Source organism: Cutibacterium sp. 37298, from assembly GCF_023838685.1.
GTDB lineage: Bacteria > Actinomycetota > Actinomycetes > Propionibacteriales > Propionibacteriaceae > Cutibacterium > Cutibacterium acnes.
Window position 1 is genome coordinate 227760 of the sequence record NZ_JAJNRJ010000002.1, and the last position, 18263, is coordinate 246022.

The 18263-nt window shown below is 59.6% G+C and carries 18 protein-coding genes; 2 read left to right on the plus strand and 16 right to left on the minus strand.

Annotated features, from left to right (window positions below; translation table 11 throughout):
* Positions 1–13: 13 nt before the first annotated feature.
* The 3 genes from mihF to efp form a co-directional block, all read right to left on the minus strand.
* The gene (gene mihF, locus LRP59_RS05565) at positions 14–334 is read right to left on the minus strand and encodes an integration host factor, actinobacterial type (protein ID WP_002513523.1); all 321 of its coding nucleotides are present in this window, start codon (positions 332–334) and stop codon (positions 14–16) included.
* A 94-nt stretch (positions 335–428) separates the two neighbouring features.
* The gene (gene nusB / locus LRP59_RS05570) at positions 429–1214 is read right to left on the minus strand and encodes a transcription antitermination factor NusB (protein ID WP_002513524.1); all 786 of its coding nucleotides are present in this window, start codon (positions 1212–1214) and stop codon (positions 429–431) included.
* On the minus strand, positions 1211–1780 hold the full coding sequence (efp, locus tag LRP59_RS05575; protein WP_002513525.1) for an elongation factor P: 570 nt from the start codon (positions 1778–1780) through the stop codon (positions 1211–1213). Before efp ends, nusB begins: the two co-directional genes overlap by 4 nt.
* A 276-nt stretch (positions 1781–2056) precedes the next feature.
* On the opposite strand from efp, the gene ppk2 reads away from it, so the two are divergent.
* The gene (gene ppk2, locus LRP59_RS05580; protein ID WP_002513526.1) at positions 2057–3007 is read left to right on the plus strand and encodes a polyphosphate kinase 2; all 951 of its coding nucleotides are present in this window, start codon (positions 2057–2059) and stop codon (positions 3005–3007) included.
* Here the strand turns inward: ppk2 and LRP59_RS05585 are convergent.
* Positions 3004–3222 carry a hypothetical protein gene (locus tag LRP59_RS05585; protein ID WP_002521591.1) on the minus strand — a complete coding sequence of 73 codons (219 nt, stop codon included), beginning with the start codon at positions 3220–3222 and terminating at the stop codon, positions 3004–3006. The two genes, ppk2 and LRP59_RS05585, sit on opposite strands and share 4 nt — an antisense overlap.
* 7 nt (positions 3223–3229) lie before the next feature.
* Here LRP59_RS05585 and LRP59_RS05590 point away from each other — a divergent pair, with 7 nt between their 5' ends.
* Positions 3230–4249 carry a CapA family protein gene (locus LRP59_RS05590; protein WP_002521592.1) on the plus strand — a complete coding sequence of 340 codons (1020 nt, stop codon included), beginning with the start codon at positions 3230–3232 and terminating at the stop codon, positions 4247–4249.
* Positions 4250–4391: 142 nt separating this feature from the next.
* Here the strand turns inward: LRP59_RS05590 and LRP59_RS05595 are convergent, their stop codons facing one another.
* The 12 genes from LRP59_RS05595 to LRP59_RS05650 form a co-directional block, all read right to left on the minus strand.
* Positions 4392–5477, minus strand: a complete 1086-nt coding sequence (locus tag LRP59_RS05595) for a 3-dehydroquinate synthase (protein WP_002513529.1) — start codon at positions 5475–5477, stop codon at positions 4392–4394.
* Positions 5474–5983 carry a shikimate kinase gene (locus LRP59_RS05600; protein WP_002513530.1) on the minus strand — a complete coding sequence of 170 codons (510 nt, stop codon included), beginning with the start codon at positions 5981–5983 and terminating at the stop codon, positions 5474–5476. Before LRP59_RS05600 ends, LRP59_RS05595 begins: the two co-directional genes overlap by 4 nt.
* Positions 5980–7176: a chorismate synthase gene (gene aroC, locus LRP59_RS05605; protein ID WP_002513531.1), complete on the minus strand. Its 1197-nt coding sequence runs from the start codon at positions 7174–7176 to the stop codon at positions 5980–5982. The genes LRP59_RS05600 and aroC overlap by 4 nt, the downstream gene beginning before the upstream one ends.
* Before the next feature lie 13 nt (positions 7177–7189).
* Positions 7190–7996, minus strand: coding sequence for a shikimate dehydrogenase (locus tag LRP59_RS05610; RefSeq protein ID WP_002513532.1), 807 nt, complete (start codon positions 7994–7996; stop codon positions 7190–7192).
* Positions 7997–8027: 31 nt separating this feature from the next.
* Positions 8028–9137 carry an endolytic transglycosylase MltG gene (mltG, locus tag LRP59_RS05615; protein ID WP_002513533.1) on the minus strand — a complete coding sequence of 370 codons (1110 nt, stop codon included), beginning with the start codon at positions 9135–9137 and terminating at the stop codon, positions 8028–8030.
* Positions 9134–9577, minus strand: a complete 444-nt coding sequence (gene ruvX, locus LRP59_RS05620) for a Holliday junction resolvase RuvX (RefSeq protein ID WP_002513534.1) — start codon at positions 9575–9577, stop codon at positions 9134–9136. The genes mltG and ruvX overlap by 4 nt, the downstream gene beginning before the upstream one ends.
* A 35-nt stretch (positions 9578–9612) precedes the next feature.
* Positions 9613–12291 carry an alanine--tRNA ligase gene (gene alaS, locus LRP59_RS05625; RefSeq protein WP_002513535.1) on the minus strand — a complete coding sequence of 893 codons (2679 nt, stop codon included), beginning with the start codon at positions 12289–12291 and terminating at the stop codon, positions 9613–9615.
* A gap of 144 nt (positions 12292–12435) precedes the next feature.
* The gene (locus LRP59_RS05630; RefSeq protein WP_002513536.1) at positions 12436–12894 is read right to left on the minus strand and encodes a DUF948 domain-containing protein; all 459 of its coding nucleotides are present in this window, start codon (positions 12892–12894) and stop codon (positions 12436–12438) included.
* Positions 12891–14276: a replication-associated recombination protein A gene (locus LRP59_RS05635; RefSeq protein WP_002513537.1), complete on the minus strand. Its 1386-nt coding sequence runs from the start codon at positions 14274–14276 to the stop codon at positions 12891–12893. Before LRP59_RS05635 ends, LRP59_RS05630 begins: the two co-directional genes overlap by 4 nt.
* A gap of 108 nt (positions 14277–14384) precedes the next feature.
* On the minus strand, positions 14385–16205 hold the full coding sequence (aspS, locus tag LRP59_RS05640) for an aspartate--tRNA ligase (RefSeq protein WP_002513538.1): 1821 nt from the start codon (positions 16203–16205) through the stop codon (positions 14385–14387).
* A 181-nt stretch (positions 16206–16386) separates the two neighbouring features.
* Positions 16387–17457, minus strand: coding sequence for a hypothetical protein (locus LRP59_RS05645; RefSeq protein ID WP_002513539.1), 1071 nt, complete (start codon positions 17455–17457; stop codon positions 16387–16389).
* Between the two features lie 119 nt (positions 17458–17576).
* Complete coding sequence (locus LRP59_RS05650; RefSeq protein ID WP_002513540.1) at positions 17577–18221, minus strand: TetR family transcriptional regulator; 645 nt, start codon at positions 18219–18221, stop codon at positions 17577–17579.
* Positions 18222–18263: the final 42 nt, after the last annotated feature.

Consider the following 18263-nt stretch of genomic DNA (forward strand, 5'->3'; position numbering starts at 1 on the left):
CGCGCGTCATCTTTTAGGAGCGTTGGTCAAACTCAGCGCGTAGCCCGGCAATCTGATGGCGTCCTAGGCCCCGGATACGCCGGTTAGGGGCAATCTCAAGACGCTCCATGATTTCGGCTGCGCGCTTGTCCCCGACCCGTGGTAAAGCTTTCAGCAAGTCGACGACTTTGACGTGAGCGAGTATCTCGTCGTTGGTGGCCTTATCGAGAGCCTCAGACAGCGTTATATTCCCAGAGCGAACCTTGGCTTTGAAGTCAGCACGGACTCTCCTTGCCCGTGTCGCTGCTTCACGAGCAGCCGAAAGCTGTTCAGGTGAAAGAGTGGGTATGGACACGAGCCCCTCCGATCAGGTGTGCAGCGCCTCGGCGCGACAGCGGGTGATCGTCTCCACCGGGGACCCGATGGAGACGATCGGCACATTAGTCCGCTTAGTCGTCGGTTGTGTCCATTTTGTGGAGATCTGTAGCCAATTCATGATCTTTGGAAGTTGGGTGTTCTCCGTCGGTCAGCTCAATATCATCAGCAGAATTTTCAGGATCGCTGGCATTTCCGCTAGTCGTGTCCACATTGCCCACCTCCGCAGGGAACAAGTCTGAACTGCTAGGCATGGATCCGACATCGTCAACTGTGATGAGCGGCTGCTCACTATCCCCGTCCAGCGCGGGGCAAGTTAAAGAGGCCGCGTCGTCGGACGACTGATCCTCGATGCAAGCGGGCCCATGAGTGATGACCGCACCGAGAAGCCCATTGAGGAAAGGCGCCGAGTCGTCGGTCGAGAACTCTTCACTCAACTCGATCGCCTCCGAAATCACCGCCGGATTCGGGGTATCCGTATGCAAGATCTCAAACGCACCGAGGCGGGCGAGAATACGATCCACCCGCGGCATTCGGGCCAGTGTCCAGCCTTCAGAAAGGCAATCAGTCAGGACCGAGTCAAGGCCGACCTGGGTGGCTGTCACACCACGGACCAAATCAGCTGCGAACGGCCTCACCGGGTTGGTGAAGACACCTGGACGCGCTGCGAGGACTTCGAGCGGATCAGTACCTATGAGGTCTGCCTCGAACAGAATATCGAGAGCCTGTTTACGCGCTTTGGACCGTGTCGAGAGGTCTGCGTGTTTTTGGATGTCTCCACTGACGCGCCTGACCTCGAGGTCGCCGATCCACTCGGTGGGGCCCTCGTCGTCAGGGGCGGGAACGGTATTCGTACTCACTTCTCGGAGATGCGGCCGAGGTAATCGCCGGAACGGGTGTCGACCTTGACCTTTTCACCCGTAGTGATGAACAGCGGCACCTGGATCTCACGACCAGTCTCGAGGGTCGCAGGCTTAGTGCCACCAGTGGAGCGGTCGCCCTGCAGGCCAGGCTCGGTGTAGGTGATCTCCAGCTCAACCGAGGCCGGCAGATCAATGTAGAGCGGGTTACCCTCGTGCAGAGCCACAGTTGCGGTCTGGTTCTCGAGCATGAAGTCCTTGGCATCGCCGACGACCTCGGCTGGGATCGGCAGCTGCTCGTAGGTTGACTCATCCATGAAGATGTAGGTGTCGCCATCCTGATAGAGGTACTGCATATCGCGACGATCGACCTCAGCCGATTCAATCTTGACGTCGGAGTTGAAGGTGCGATCAACGACTTTCCCGCTCAGTACGTGCTTAAGCTTGGTGCGCACGACGGTGTTGCCCTTACCCGGCTTATGGTGTTGGAACCAGATGACCGTCCACAGCTGGCCGTCAAGGTTGAGAACGGTGCCGTTCTTGATGTCATTGGTGGAGATAACCACAGGTCGGGCCCTTTCGGAGTCGTCGGATGGGGAGATGGACGGGTAGTGACAGCTAGTCGCTCTAGCCCACCCTCGACAAGTGTAGCGGAATCCCAGTGCGGCCGGTTGCGTAGGAAGGCGTTGCCTCAGGCACCGTACAGTCTCGCCTAGTGAGATCTTGGCCACAAAACGGGGCCCTTGTGCTGGGCAGGTGGAGACCTGTTGAAAATTTCAGAGTTACCGTCCGTTCACTGTGAGGCTGCCCCGCGCACCCCATGATCACGATAACGTGAGGTCATGTACGACCTCGGTTCCAGCCAGCTGCCGACTAGTTTTGACCCCGCTACGGACTCCGACCAGCACTCGCTGCGCGAGTTCATTGACCTGGTGGCTGATGCCGGATATGTCGTCGACTCCGATGAGCATGGTGACGACCCCGAACTCATCGCCCCTGACGGCTCTGCCGTGGAAACCTGGCACGAGGATTATCCGTATCCCAACCTCATGGATCGTCGCGAATACGAAACTCAAAAGAGACTGCTGCAGATTGAGCTACTGAAACTCCAGTACTCGATCGACGATACCGGTGAGCGTCACGTCATCATCTTTGAAGGTCGCGACGCCGCAGGCAAAGGTGGGGCCATCAAGAGGTTTAGCGAACACCTCAATCCGCGTCGTTGCCGCGTCGTAGCCCTCGATAAGCCATCAGACCGCGAACTGGGCCAATGGAATTTCCAGCGCTACATTCAACACCTGCCTACGGCCGGCGAAATCGTGCTCTTTGACCGCTCGTGGTATAACCGTGGTGGCGTCGAACGGGTCATGGGGTTTTGCACCGATGAAGAGCATCGAATCTTCCTTCGGCAGGCTCCAATCCTCGAAGAAATGATGATCGAATCGGGCATTCATGTCACGAAGTTTTGGTTCTCGGTCACCCGGCAGGAGCAACGCACCCGGTTCGCAATTCGTCAGCTCGATCCAGTTCGTCGCTGGAAGCTCTCCCCTATGGACTTGGAGTCGCTGGGGCGCTGGGACGATTACACCCGTGCTAAAGAGGAGATGTTTGCCGCAACTGACACTGATGCCGCGCCGTGGATATGTATCAAGTCTAATGACAAAAAACGCGCGCGTCTTAATGCGATGAGGTACTTCTTGTCGCAATATGATTACGAAGGCAAAGATGTGGATGTCGTCGGACAGCCTGATCCGAGGTTAGTGCGTCGAGCTCGAGACATGGTTGGAGACTAAATGGTGCTGCCTCGACGAGGATGGGCGATAGTTGCCTTGGCTACCGGGATTATGGCCAGCGGATGCGCAACCACGCCGCCACCTGACGACACCGGGGTACCCCTCCCTGCGGCCTCATCAAGCGCGTCGAAGGCCTCCTCCATGCCATCACGATCGACCGTTGAACCCACGCCTGCAAGGGCGAAGTCCGCTACGCCCACGAAGATAGCCACCACCCAGCCATTGGTCCATCGCAGTACCAACGGATCACTAACTGTCACTGTCTCCGGGGACCTGCTCTGGCACCCTTCCACGTGGGACACGGCGCGGGAGGATGGCCACGGAAGGAACGATTTCGCGCCGATCTTTGGAACCGTTGCGCCTATCCTTCGTAACGCCGACGTGTCGATCTGTCACGAGGAGGTACCCGTCGCCCCCAAAGGTTCTCAGTACTCCGGCTATCCAGAGTTCGCAGTGCCCGCTGAGATCGCCAAGGGGATCGCTGCTGTCGGATTCGACGCCTGCAGTACCGCCTCGAACCATTCCTTCGACCGTGGCTTGCCAGGTGTGAGGGCCACCCTCGATGCTCTGGACGCCGCACATGTTAAGCATTCCGGCACAGCCCGAACTAAAGAAGAGGCTGACACCCCTGTCATCGTGAGCCACGGTCTCAAGCTAGGTCTGGTTTCGGGAGCTTATGGCCTCAACGGATCGACCCCTCCCAAGAGCAAATCATGGGCGTGGAGTGACATCGAGGCAGACCACCTCATTAAGAGGGCAGAAGCGGCAAAGAAGGCTGGGGCAGACATCGTTATCGTCGCGGCTCACTCTGGCCTCGAATATCACCATGAGCCGACCGAGGAACAGATTCGGCTAGCGCAGCGCCTTACTGCATCTCCTGCCGTCGACATGGTTTACTGCCACCACAGCCACGTCGTTGAGCCATGGACGCGGATGAACGGCAAGATCGTCATATATGGGCTGGGGAATCTCGTTGCCCAGCAGTCGTCTAACATGCCCGGTACCGACGAAGGAGTCGTCGGTCGGGTCACCTTCACGGTACGAGCTGGGAAGGTTTCGACGACGAAGGCTGAGTACATCCCGATCCTTATCGGTTCTAAGAACGACGGTCCGATCCGGATTCATGCCGTCGATACTGAGCTTAAGTCGGGTATGGGGAATCAGGCGAGGCTCAAGAGTGCCCAACAAGATATTTCCCGAACCGTCACATCACTTGGGGTCGACGGCGTCACCGAAGCCTGAATGCCGACTGACCCGCAGCCACATGTTCCACTTGCTGGTGTGACCGAACACATGCCACTTCGTGGGTGAAATTTGCTGGTTGGTAAAGGTTTCGCCGAACCGATGAAACCCCGTAGCAGCCAGAATTAATTTCCGAACGTTTTTACCGTGCGGAACACCGGTCGTAGCACTCGGCCAGAGTGGCCTCGTCAGGGTCGACGATCATGGCGACCTGACCGGGTTTGTGAATACCGACAAACCGCAACACTTGACGCCCGGTCTGCGGGTCTACCCTGGTTTTCTTGTCCACGTTCATCGTCTCGCGCAGATCTGCCCACTTAATCTTGTCACAGGTAACAGGCAATCCGATCCCAGACAGGATAGTGCGGGTGCGCGCAACGACCTCATCGGATAGTCCCAGGTACCGGTGCGACAGTTCGGCCGCAAACACCATGCCCACCGCGTCGGCCTCGCCATGACGCCACGTGAAATGCTTGTGGGCCTCAATAGCGTGGGCCAAGGTGTGACCATAGTTGAGCCTCTCGCGTCCGACCTCTTCTCTCGAGGACGTCCGCTCGTGCAGATCAGCGCTCACCACACCAGCCTTGACGGTAATCGCACGTGTCAGCACCTCAACGAAGGTCTGGGAAGTGACGTCGAGGGCCAACCGCGGATGGTTGGAGATGACGTCGAGAATCACCGGGTCCTTAATAAACCCGCATTTGACGATCTCAGCCAGGCCAGAACGCACCTCTCGCGCTGGCAGGGTCGTCAGCAGGTCCGTGTCGCACAAGACGCCGATGGGCTCATGGAAAGCCCCAACAAGGTTTTTCCCGGCAGGAATGTTGACACCAGTTTTGCCGCCAATTGCAGCGTCGGCCATAGCCAGCACAGTCGTCGGAACGTGGATGACGTCAATCCCTCGCATCCATGTGGCGGCTAGAAACCCTGCAATATCGGTGGTAGCTCCTCCGCCAAACCCGACGATGATGTCTCCACGGGTCATGCTGGCCTCGGCTAGCCGGCGCCAGCCATCAACGAGAACTTCAGGCGTTTTGGCAGCCTCAGCGTCGGGAACCTCGATGACTACAAGATCGTCAATACCAAAGCGAGGTACCAGACGCACCAGAGCCTGTGGGCAGACCACAGCTGCACGGCGTCCTGCCACCAAACCAGCCAACTCGTGGACCGCTCCTGAACCGATCCTCACCCGGTAAGGCTTGGCCGCGGCGACCTCAACAAGGTTCACGGCTCCTCCTCTAAGTCAGCCAGTTCGGACACGATGACGTCGACGACTTGTTCCGGTGACAGCGTGTCGGTGGCCACCCGTATCGCTGCGGGGCGTTGGTAGACCGCCCGCCTCTCCTTCATAAGGCGCACCAACTGCGAATGCACCTGGCCTCCCAGCAAGGGTCGACCAGTGTCCTTGAGCCCGACGCGATCGGCGGCAGTACGAGCCGAGACGTCCAGCCAGACAACGCACACTCGCTCCAGCGCGTTCCCGACCTCGACGTCGGCCGGAGCCCCCCCGCCAAGAGACACCACCCCGCCGCGCTCGATGGCGGCAAGCGTCTCTCGTCTCTCGACCTTGCGAAAATACGGCTCTCCGTCAATGAGAAAAATCTCCGGAATATCACGACCCTCGGCCTGCTCAATCGCGGCATCGACGTCGACGAACTCTTCTCCAAGGCGCTGGGCCAGCAACGACCCGACGGTCGACTTGCCTGATCCAGGGGCACCGATGAGAGCTATCACGGGGCCACCGCCAGACCACGCGCGGCAAGACGATCCAGGTAGGCCTGCGCATTGCGACGGGTCTCAGTTACTGAATCCCCACCAAATTTCTCCAACGCGCACTCAGCCAACACCAATGCGACCATGGCCTCAGCAACCACACCGGCGGCAGGAACCGCACACACGTCGGAACGCTGGTGGTGAGCCTTGGCAGCTTCACCGGTAGTCACGTCTACGGTCGGCAATGCCCGCGGTACGGTGGCAATCGGCTTCATCGCCGCACGCACCCGTAGTATCTGACCAGTCGACATGCCACCCTCAGTGCCACCGGCACGGTCACTCACTCGATGGATACCGCCCTCAGTCGGCTCCATCCAGTCGTGAGCCTGCGACCCTCGGCGACGGGCCAGGTCGAAACCGTCGCCGAGTTCGACCCCCTTAATAGCTTGGATGCCCATCAAGGCCCCGGCAAGACGGGCGTCGAGCCGTCGGTCCCCCTGACTATGCGATCCCAACCCGGCCGGTAGACCGTAGGCCAGTACCTCCACGACACCTCCCAGGGTGTCGCCTTCCTTGCGGCAGGCCTCGATTTCCGCAACCATGCGCTTACTCGTGACGGAATCGGCGCACCGCACTGGATCCGCATCGATACGGGTCAGATCGCTTGGACCCGGACGTAGACCATTTGGAGCTGCGACAGAGCCCAAGGACACCACATGGGAAAGCACCTCGACGCCGAGAGACTGCTTAAGGAACGCCTTCGCAATCGCTCCCAATGCGACGCGGGCGGCTGTCTCGCGGGCAGAGGCGCGCTCTAGGATTGGCCGGGCCTCATTGAACTCGTACTTCTGCATGCCAGCAAGGTCAGCATGGCCTGGGCGGGGTCGTGTGAGCGCAGCTGCACGAGCATGCCCGGCCAGGTCCTCGGGAGCTACCGGACCAGGAGCCATGACGGTGCGCCACTTCTCCCATTCCGAATTGCCGATCCGGATCGCAATGGGATCGCCTAACGTCTCCCCGTGTCGGAATCCGGCCAGCAACTCCAACTTGTCAGCTTCAAAAGACATGCGGGCTCCTCGTCCCGCCCCGAGACGGCGACGTCGCAACTCCTCGGAAATCTCTACAGCCCCGACCTGGACGTGGGCTGGAATGCCCTCCATCGTCGCGACGAGAGCAGGGCCATGAGACTCCCCGGCAGTGAGATAACGCAGCATAATATTTAGTCTTTCAAAGGCGGGTGTGCTCAGCCAGGCCGTTCTGCGCTGTGGACCTCAAGACGTCCATCGGCACCGGGTAGCCAGTCATGAGTTGCACCTGACCGACCGCCTGCCCAGCGAGCAGGTCCAAGCCGTCAATGACGGTTGCACCAGCGATCTTCCCAGCCACGGCCAAAGGGGTTGGCCAGGGATCATAGACGACGTCAAAGACCGCATCAGCTCGAGCAGTGAGATCTTCAGCACGCCTCATCAAGGAATCGGCTGGAACCGTCGAGACCATGAGGTCGCACCGCGGAGGCTCCGATTCGAAAGGCAACCAAGCGACGTGAATGCCGAGGCCATCGGCAAGCTTAAGGATCTCCGTGGACCGTTCGCGTGAGCGCGACATCACGACGACTTCGCCCGTTCCCATCCCAATCGCAGCCGCAAGAACAGACCGGGCTGTTGCGCCCGCCCCTAGCATGACAACCTTCTTGACCTCAGTCACTCCCCTAGCACGAAGCGCAGCCTCTGCCCCCGTGACGTCGGTATTGCGGACGATGGTCGTGCCGTCACGACAAACCCAGGTATTCGCCGCTCCCAACATGTCAACCGTCGCGTCGGTCTCCCCCAACTCGACGAGATCGGCCTTGTGAGGCATCGTCACTGATAGCCCTCGCCAGGAACCGTCGAGCCCTTCAACAAAAGCACGCAAACCACCAGGCTCGACGTCGATGGCTTGGTAGGACCACTCTAGGCCGAGGACCTGGTATGCGGCGCGGTGAATTGCCGGGGACAAAGAGTGAGCCGCTGGATGGCCAACCACCGCACAGCGCATCGTCAGTCCTCCTAGATCAGCACGTATTGTCCTAGCACTTCCCCTTGTGGTCCTGACACCAAGCTTGGAATTTCTTGACATTTTTCTCGTGCTCGGCCAGCGTCTTGGAATACGCCGTAGTGCCCTTGTCGGGATCTGTAACAACCCAATAAAGGTAGTCACTCTTAATCGGTGTCACAGCTGCCTCCATAGATGTCGCACCGGGGTTGTCGATAGGGGTAGGCGGCAAGCCGTTATACAAATAGGTGTTGTACGGCGAATCCTTGGCACGCTGTTCGTCGTTCGTTGTCAGCTTGCCTTCGACGTGGTTGGCATAAAGCACCGTAGTATCCGACTCCAACTTCATTCCTTGTTGGAGGCGGTTGTAGATGATCCCGGCGATCATCTGCATATCTTTTGGCTTTTTGGCCTCTCTTTCCAAGATGGAGGCGACGATGAGGGCATCGTAGGGGCTGCGTTTAATAGTCTGAGCCTGGCCAATGAAATTCATCGTGTTAACCTGCTTGGCGAACTGATTCGTTTGCATCTTCAGGATTTCTAGCGGAGTTGGATTTGACCCCACCTCATAGGTGTCGGGAAAGAGGAAGCCCTCTGGATGCCCCTTGGCCCAGACCGGCAGGCCTAGCTTCGCAGTTTGCTTATACGCATTCTGGAAGCTGCCGAGTGGCATCGTGGTTCCCTTGGCCATGATCCCGAACTGTTGCTCTGTGGTTAAGCCCTCGGGCAGGGTGACACGGGTACGCTGGATATTGTCCGGGTTGTCCAGGATGGACACGGCCTTTGCGGCGTTCATATGCGTCTTGAGCTTGTACTGACCAGCCTGAATAGTAACGTCAGATTCCGAATCGCGAAGGGCCTTGTTATATGCCTTCGTTGACTTGACGACGTCGTTATCGAGCAGGATCGAGCCAACTTCGCTTACCGATGCGCCAGCAGGTACCCGAACTAAGACGTCCTTCTCGCCATCTCCGAGGTAGTCGTCAGCAGACTTGTACGAGATGTAGCCGTCGTAGACCTTCACACCGACAAAGACGCACCCGCCGACGAGCACGGCCAGGGAAAGGATGACGGCGACCGCGCTGCGAAGTTTGTACCAAAATTCCGCCTTCGGGTCATCGTGCTCGTTGAACGGTCCGCTCACGAATCCGCCCCTCCCGTCGCCGTCTCCAATTGGCCTAATCGGACTTGCTCCAACACGTGTTCCAGTATGGCCACAGCAGCGGCCTGATCAATCACGCCACGCTGTTTACGTGCGTTGCGCCCCGCCTCGTGAAGCGCTCGAGCCGCCGTACGCGTGGTCATTCTTTCATCGACCCAGCGCACGGGGATCGGGTTAATAGCCTCGGCCAACTGGCGTCCGGCATCCCGAACGTCTTGCGCGGCCAACTGCTCAGTCCCGTTAAGGGCGACCGGAAGTCCCATGATGACTTCAACCGGTTCGTACTCGGCAACGATTTCGGCCAGGCGCTGCACGGGGCGGTCGGCGGTATACACCGTCTCAACGGGGAAGGCCAGAATCGCGTCGCGGTCGCTCGCGGCCACGCCAATCCGTGCCTTTCCCCAGTCGATGGCAAGCCTCACACCGCACAGAGACGTGTCCGGACGTTCGGCGGGGTTCACAGCGCGGTCAGTTCAGTGTTAACAGCACGCAGAGCGGCGTCGATACCGGTGGGGTCGCTGCCAGCCCCCTGGGCCATGTCGTCCTTACCGCCACCGCGGCCACCAATCGGAGCAACGCCGACCTTGATAAGGGCACCTGCTTTGGCACCAGCAGCGCGTGCTGACTCGGTGGTGGCGACGATCATGGCCGGCTTGTCATGAGTGCCGCCGATTAGGGTGACGACGGCGGGACGGTCCTTGACGCGGGCTCGGATCTCAGTAGCAAGGGTACGCAAGTCGCTACCCGCGACACCTGGAACCTTGGCAGCGACGAGGTCGAAGGACCCGGCTGGAGTAGTCCCGGCAACGATGTCATCAACCTGACCCAGGAGCTCACGGGTTCGGGCAGCGCCGAGCTTACGCTCGGCCTCCTTGAGGTCGGTCGCGAGCTTCGAAACACGGTCGGCGAGCTGATCCGGCTGCACCTTGAGGATTCCGGTCAACTCGTTGACGAGCGCCCGCTCAGCCGCCATGTGACGGAAAGCATCAGTGGAAACGAGGGCCTCGACGCGCCGGGTACCCGAACCGACCGACTGCTCCCCTAGCAGACTCAGCATGCCAATACGACCGGTGGAGGCAACGTGAGTGCCACCGCACAACTCGCGCGACCACGGGCCAGCCAGCTCGACGACACGCACGATCGGCGGGTACTTTTCGCCGAACATGGCCATCGCTCCCATGGCTTTGGCGTCCTCCAGCGGCATCTGGGTATCAGTAACCTCGAAGTCGTCATGAATGGCAACGTTGCAACGCTCTTCGATTTCGTCTTTCAGAGAGTCCGACAGACCCTTGGTAGCGGAGAAATCAAAGCGCAGATAACCGGGCTTGTTGTAGGAGCCGGCCTGGGTGGCCGATGGCCCTACGAGCTCGCGTAAAGCGGCATGGATGACATGGGTGGCGGTATGGGCCTGGCAGGCTCCAAAACGAGTGGTCGGGTTGACCAGGGCTGTCACCCGATCACCAACGGCGAGATCGCCATCGAGATGCACCTTGTGGACGATCAGGCCTGGTACCGGACGCTGCACGTCAAGAACCTCAAAGTCGATCCCGTTGGCGCGAATGATGCCAGAATCAGAATCCTGGCCACCCATCTCGGCATAGAAAGGGGTCTCGGCCAACACGACCTCGACGACGGCCCCCGGTTCAGCAGCCGACACGGAGGCACCGTTAGCGATGATGCCAGTAACGGTGGTATCGACCGTCAAATCGGTGTAGCCGAGGAATGGGGTCTCACCGAGGGCACGAACTTGGGAGTAAGCCTCCCGATCCGTGAGCAGGCCCTTCTTCGCTTGAGAGTCAGCTTTAGCGCGGGCACGCTGCTCAGCCATAAGGGCGGTGAACTTGTTGCGATCAACCTCTAACCCTTGCTCGGCCGCCATTTCGAGAGTGAGGTCGATTGGGAACCCGTAAGTGTCGTGAAGCTGGAAGGCTTTCTCCCCCGAGAGGGTCTTTGACCCGGAGGCCTTAGTTTCGACCACGGCTGCATCGAGCATCGCGGTACCCGAGCTTAGAGTGCGTCGGAAGGTGTCCTCTTCCGCTGTGGCGGCACCGATGACGCGATCCCACTGGGTGAGGACATCAGGGAAGGAATCAGCCATAAGATCACGAGATACCGGGAGCAACTCGGGTAATACTGGATCCGCCACACCGAGCAGACGCATGGCGCGAACGACGCGACGCAGCAGACGACGCAACACATAACCGCGGGCCTCATTACCAGGGGTAACTCCGTCGGTCATGAGCATGAGACCGGAACGGACGTGGTCAGCAACTACGCGTAGTCGGACGTCGTCGTCGTGGCGAACGCCGTAACGCTTGCCCGACATCTCGGACGCTTTCTCAATGACAGGGAATACCTGGTCAGTCTCGTACATATTGTCGACGCCCTGGAGTAGGTAGGCAATACGTTCGAGACCGGCACCAGTGTCGATGTTAAGGCTGCGCAATGGGCCTGCGATGTCGAAGTCATCTTTAGCGCGCACCGCTGAGAGATCCTCGGTCTCGAATACGAGGTTCCAGATCTCAAGGTAACGGTCCTCATCTGCTTCTGGACCACCGTCGGGACCATAGGCTGGGCCACGATCGATGTAGATTTCCGAGCACGGGCCGCCGGGGCCGGGAACCCCCATATGCCAGTAGTTGTCCTTAAGGGAGCGACCCTGAATCTGCTCGTCAGGGATACCCGCAGCACGCCACGCCTCGCGCGCCTCAATGTCGCCCTCCGGATAGTCGGGGTGAAACCCAGGTCCAAGGACCGTCACCCAGATGCTGGCCGGGTCGAAGCCCAATCCGCCCTGTTCTGCCGGCTTAGTGACGAGCTCCCATGCGTACTGAATGGCCTCGTTCTTGAAGTAGTCACCGAAGGAGAAATTCCCCAACATCTGGAAGAAAGTGCCGTGACGAGTGGTCTTGCCAACCTCATCAATGTCTAAGGTGCGCACGCACTTCTGAATACTGGTGGCCCGCTTCCACGGGGAGGGCTCAGTGCCCATAAGGTAAGGCTTGAACGGCACCATGCCGGCGTTAACGAACAGCAAGGTGGGATCGTTGTAGAGCAGTGAGGCGCTCGGCACTACGGTGTGACCCTTACTTTCAAAGAAGTCGACGAAGCGCTGTCCGATCTCCGCTGTTCTCATGCCTAGCCCTTCTTGACGTGGTTGCTTTTGTGGCCCATAAGGGCCGTCCCGTATCGGGACACCGCAGTCCAACCCTACCCGCACGTGCGGCCGGCGACATCTCACCGCGCCACAGAGGGGGTGCGTACTCCGTGTTCTACCAGATCAGTCCTGCTCGCCGCCTTCGGCCGCAGTGGCGCTGTGGCTTATCTCGGTAGGACTGACCGTATTCTCAACTTGGGACTGACGCATCCGACGCTTCGGACGATGAATTGTTCGGCGCACTCCCTCACCAAAAGCCGCAGCCTTGACCATTGGCGTCCCGACGGTCTGGGTAAAGGTTTGGGCCAGCTCGGCGGCCTGGCCAGTAACGATGGTGCCATGCTCGGAAATGGTGTGGATGTCCTCGATGACTTGATCGAGTTTAGAAATCTCGCCATTGGTTATGACGACGGTGCTTTTAAGCTCTTCGAGGATCGGCACAGTGGACTCGTCGACATCACGAACAGCTTTGCGTACCTCGTCGAGGACGCCGCCAAGTTTGAGCAATGGAACCGCGCATAGCGCGACCAGCACTACCGCCGCGAGTGCCGCGATGAGTCCGGCTATCTGCCCCAAGGTCATGACTTCTCCTCCTCAATATCTCGCCCAAGCAGCACCCGTATCTGGCTCAGACGTTGTGCGATGACAGCCTCATTGCCATGATCGGTCGGGTCGTAATACCGGGTCGAGGCGATATCGTCGGGCAGATACTGCTGCTTGGCAACCCCATGCGGGAAATTGTGGGCGTAACGATATCCGACGCCGTGGCCCAGATCGTGGGCTGATGAATAGTGGGCGTCACGCAAGTGGGCGGGAACTTCGCCTCCCTTTCCAGCGCGTACATCAGCCAGGGCCCCATCGATAGCGGTGATGACGGCGTTGGATTTCGGAGCGGTGGCTGCGGCAATGGTGGCCTGGGCTAGGTTGAGACGAGCCTCGGGCATCCCGATCAGTTGGACGGCCTGGGCTGCCGCGACACAGGTCTGGAGCACACTTGGGGCGGCCATCCCGATGTCTTCACTGGCGAGAATGATAAGGCGCCGCGCAATAAATCGGGGATCCTCCCCTGCCTCAATCATCCGGGCCAGGTAGTGCAGTGCGGCGTCAACGTCTGAGCCGCGCACGGATTTGATGAAAGCGCTGATGACATCGTAGTGCTGGTCGCCGTCACGGTCGTAGCGCACTGCGGCACGATCAACCGCAGTGGAGACGATCTGACTCGTGATCGTGTCAGTACCTGCCGTACTCGCCCCGGCAGCGGCCTCTTCAAGATAGGTGAGGGCGCGTCGTGCGTCTCCCCCAGCCAGTTGCAGCAGGTCAGCGCGAGCATCGTCCTCCAGAACGTAACGCCTGTCGGACTCAGTTCGCAGGCCGCGTGGATCGCTCAGGGCTCGATCGAGTAACGATGAAACGTCAACCTCGGTGAGTGGCTTGAGGGTCAACAATAAGGAGCGCGACAACAACGGGGAGATGACCGAAAAAGACGGGTTCTCGGTGGTCGCCGCGATGAGGGTCACGGTGCGGTTCTCCACTGCCGGGAGCAGAACGTCCTGCTGAGCCTTAGAGAAGCGGTGCACCTCGTCGACGAAGAGAACGGTCGGCTGTCCCAAGGCTAACTGACGTCGGGCAGTGTCAAGTTCCCGACGGATGTCTTTGACTCCGGCCGTTACAGCCGAGATCTCCACGAAGCGTCGGTTCGTGGCGTGGGAGACGACCGAGGCAATCGTCGTCTTGCCAACCCCGGGAGGGCCCCACAAGAACACGCTCATGGCCCCGGTCCCCTCGGCCAGGCGGCGCAGGGGTGAACCGGGGGTCAGCAAATGCTGCTGACCGACGATCTCATCAATGGTGCGCGGGCGAAGCCGAACTGCTAGTGGCGCATCAGGGTTGGGAGTATCCAGGGACCCACCACTGGTCGCGTCGGATTGAGCCGACGTGACGTTGCCGAAGAGATCCTCACTCACCGTGGCACCATATCGCCACGTTGCGACAGCGAGCGGCCCACGTATGTTCGCGCAGTAACGCTCGGGCAGCGAATGATATCGCCGCCGCCCGTCGTCACCATGGGGTCGTCACGTCGTGGACTTATCTGCCTCCACATTCGAGGTTTGACCGCCGCAAGGCTTCTTCGGCTTGGCATCGACGCCGGCTTCGCGCCGCTGGGCCGGGGTAATTGGTGCAGGAGCAGCCGTCAGCGGGTCATAGCCGTTACCAGTCTTCGGGAAGGCAATAACGTCACGGATAGTCTCGAAGCCGCCAAGCAGCATAACTAGACGATCCAAACCGAAGGCGATGCCACCGTGCGGTGGCGCGCCAAATTTGAAGGCATCCAGTAGGAAACCGAATTTCTCCTGGGCCTCTTCGGGGCCAATACCCATGACGTTAAAGACCCGCTCCTGAACGTCACGGCGATGGATACGGATAGACCCGCCGCCTACCTCGTTGCCGTTGACGACGAAGTCGTAAGCGTAAGCCAAAGCTGAACCCGGATCGGTGTCGAAGGTATCCAGGCAGTCGGGGGTCGGGCTGGTGAAGGCGTGGTGGACGGCGGTCCAGGCGCCCGTGCCAACGGCGACGTCGCCGGAAGCCTCTGCTTCCTTGGTGGGCTTGAACAGCGGGGCGTCAACCACCCAGCAGAAAGCCCAGTCAGATGGATCAAAGAGTTCGCAACGGCGGCCGATTTCCAGACGGGCGGCGCCAAGTAGTTCCTGGCAGGAGGTCTTCGAGCCAGCAGCAAAGAAAATGGCATCACCAGGCTTGGCACCGGCCTTCTCGGCGATGCCAGCTTTCTCCTCCTCGGAAATGTTTTTGGCAACTGGACCTTCTGGCGCGCCCTCGTCAGAGATCGTGATGTAGGCCAGACCCTTGGCTCCGCGGGTGCGCGCCCACTCCTGCCAGGCGTCGAACTGACGGCGTGGCAGGGAGGCTCCACCGGGCATCACGACGGCACCGACGTAGGGAGCCTGAAAGACCCGGAACGCAGTGTTGGCAAAGAAATCGGTAACCTCGGTGATCTCGTTGCCAAATCGCAGATCCGGCTTGTCAGAGCCGTAGCGATCCATCGCCTCGTGCCAGGTGATGCGAGGTAACGGCGTCGGCATGTCGACGCCAATGATCTTCCAACAAGCCGCCATGGTCTCTTCAGCCAACGCGATGACATCGTCCTGGTCAACGAAGCTCATCTCGACATCAAGCTGGGTGAACTCAGGCTGACGATCGGCACGGAAGTCCTCGTCACGGTAGCAACGAGCGATCTGGTAATAGCGTTCCATACCCGAGACCATGAGCAACTGTTTGAACAACTGAGGGCTCTGCGGCAGGGCGTACCAACAGCCCGGGGCCAGACGAGCCGGAACCAGAAAGTCGCGAGCGCCCTCAGGGGTAGACCGGGTCAGAGTCGGAGTCTCAATATCATAAAAATTGTGACGATCCAGCACCTCACGAATGGCGTGGGTCACGTGAGAACGCAGCACCAGGGCTTCATGCTGATGCGGGCGGCGCAGGTCGAGGTAGCGGTACTTCAGACGGGCGTCCTCGCCGACACTGACGTGCTCGTCGATCTGGAAGGGTAGCGGCGCTGAAGGATTGAGCACCTCGAGCTCGGTGATGGCAACCTCAATCTCGCCGGTGGGTAGGTTCGGGTTGGCATTACCCTCTGGACGTGCCTCAACGACTCCGGTCACCCTGATGCAGTACTCGTTGCGCAGGTCGTGAGCGCCTGAGGACTCCAAGATCTCATCGCGGATGACGACCTGGGCCAGGCCTGAGGCGTCGCGAAGATCGATAAAGGCGACGCCACCGTGGTCGCGACGATGCCCAACCCATCCGGCGAGAGTCACTTCCTTGCCGATGTCGCTGGCTCGTAGGGTTCCTGCGTCATGGGTTCGCAGCACGTTTCATCCTTCCGTTGTCGCAGGCCACGCATAGACGGTACGGGCCGTAAAACAGCATACCGACGGGCCATGGACTGTCGCTATCCGCACCCAGATGCCCATTAGCTGCTCAGCCATAGCATCCGAAACTACGGACGCCGTGGCGATCGCAACCGCCACGGCGTCCGTCCCTCAAATCGGATCACACCTGGATCTCAGGGAACCACTCTTCGATTTGCTTACGCATAGCCTCATTTCCGCCGGAACGCTGATTGTGCTCGAGGATCCAGTCGCGGATCGACCCTCCGGCGAGCTCATTAATAGCATTACGCGCGGTCTGTGGGTCGTTGAGCACTTCTTTAAGCATTGAGACCGCTTCGTCGCTAGTGCGGTAGAAATACGGATAATCCTCAGGGACCGTCTTACGTGCCCAGGTGGTATCTGGGAAGACACCGATGGCACCGGCGACGAGAGCCTCGAGGTACTCGAAGCCATAGGCCTCGTTCTTGGCGGTGGCCAGGAAGGCCGTCATGCGGGCTAGGGACTCCCAGTACTCCTCGCGCTGACCGAAAAGGGGGCCAACGGAAGCCCACTTTGGCGACGACATCTTCATCGCCATGACGCTAGCGAGATCGCGCTGACTTAGACGGGCTTCCATTCTCACGTCCATGTCTGCAGCGACGCGGTTCATAACGTCGAGAAATACCTTCGGGCGTTTGGTTTCTGTGAGGTGAATCGCTGGGTAGAGAACCGTCGGAATTTCGGGATCAACGTGCTCGCGAGCGAGGTCATCACGAATGCCAGGCTGGATCCAAGCGACTCGGGCCTGGTGAGCCAGCGGGGAGATCGTCCAGCGGCGAACGAGCTCGGTTACCTCACCAGCAGTGCGCTCGCCAGAGCACAGTGTCGGGAAGAGGGCGTACGCGAGGCCCATAGCCGCAAAGTTCACTTTGTGGTGGTAGTGAGATGGGGGCAACCACTGAAGGTTAAGGATCTTGGGCTCGGCACCCTCGCGGTGCATGGTTTGGAAGACGCCAACCGAATCGATGACGTCGAGGTTGATGACAACGGTTTCAAGCGGTTCAAGGCTGGTCAGCTTCTTGGCCTCGAATCCATCGCACTGACGATCCTCGTAGTTCACGACGACGGCTCCCGGGTACATGTCGAGAAGCCGCTCAACGAGAGCGGTTCCGCCCCCTCGACTAACAAGTCGACCTTGGTCGTCGACGATCGGACTGTCATCGAGAAAACCCATCTTGATTGCGATGGTCATTGGTCATCTCCCGTTATCTGTGGGCGTCAGGCGCGGCCATGCGCCAAGCTTTGACTACGACTCTATCGCTAGCCGTGGCACCACGGTAAGCGAACCGACCCCTCCTGCGGCAAAAAGTGTTAACCGTTGATAGCCGGTCCAGTGAGGGTGCTCTGTAGGGCAGGCCCTTCCCGGCCGATGAGTTCTGCCGCCGGAAGATTCGCTAGGGACTGCAACCCAACGACGTAGCGAGCCGTGAAAATCCCCAGCAATTGCGAGAGTCCAAGAGAGGCCCGTATCCCCGCCTCTTCTGCGCCGAATCGGGGAATGAGTAAATTGACAACTGGGGCCAAAATTTCCTCGGTGTAAAACTGACGCATCATGTCGAAGGCGTCAGGCTGGGTAAGAAGTGCCTGCACCACACCTTGCATTTGCGGATCCGGTCCTCCCAGGCCAAGGTGACTATCCCAGGCATCGATGAACGCCTTGACCAGGGCCTCCCCCAGATGATCAGGGTCAGTTCGCGAACACACCTCAGCAATAATCCGGTGCGGACCATTGGGAAGGGACATCGCCTCGTTGTAGAGGGATTGCTTAGATCCGAAGTAGTAGCTCACCAACGAGGTGTCCACCTCAGCTTCGCGGGCTATAGCTCTTAGGCTCACTGACTGGAAATCACCGGCCAGAAAAAGGGACCGGGCTGCGGCTAAAATCGCGGCTCTCGCAGCCCCAGCCTCACCACGTGGACCACGACGAGACGATCGTGCGCACTGTGACTGAGACATGCCATGACCGTACTCCCTCATGACTTGGCTGAAAAAGACCCC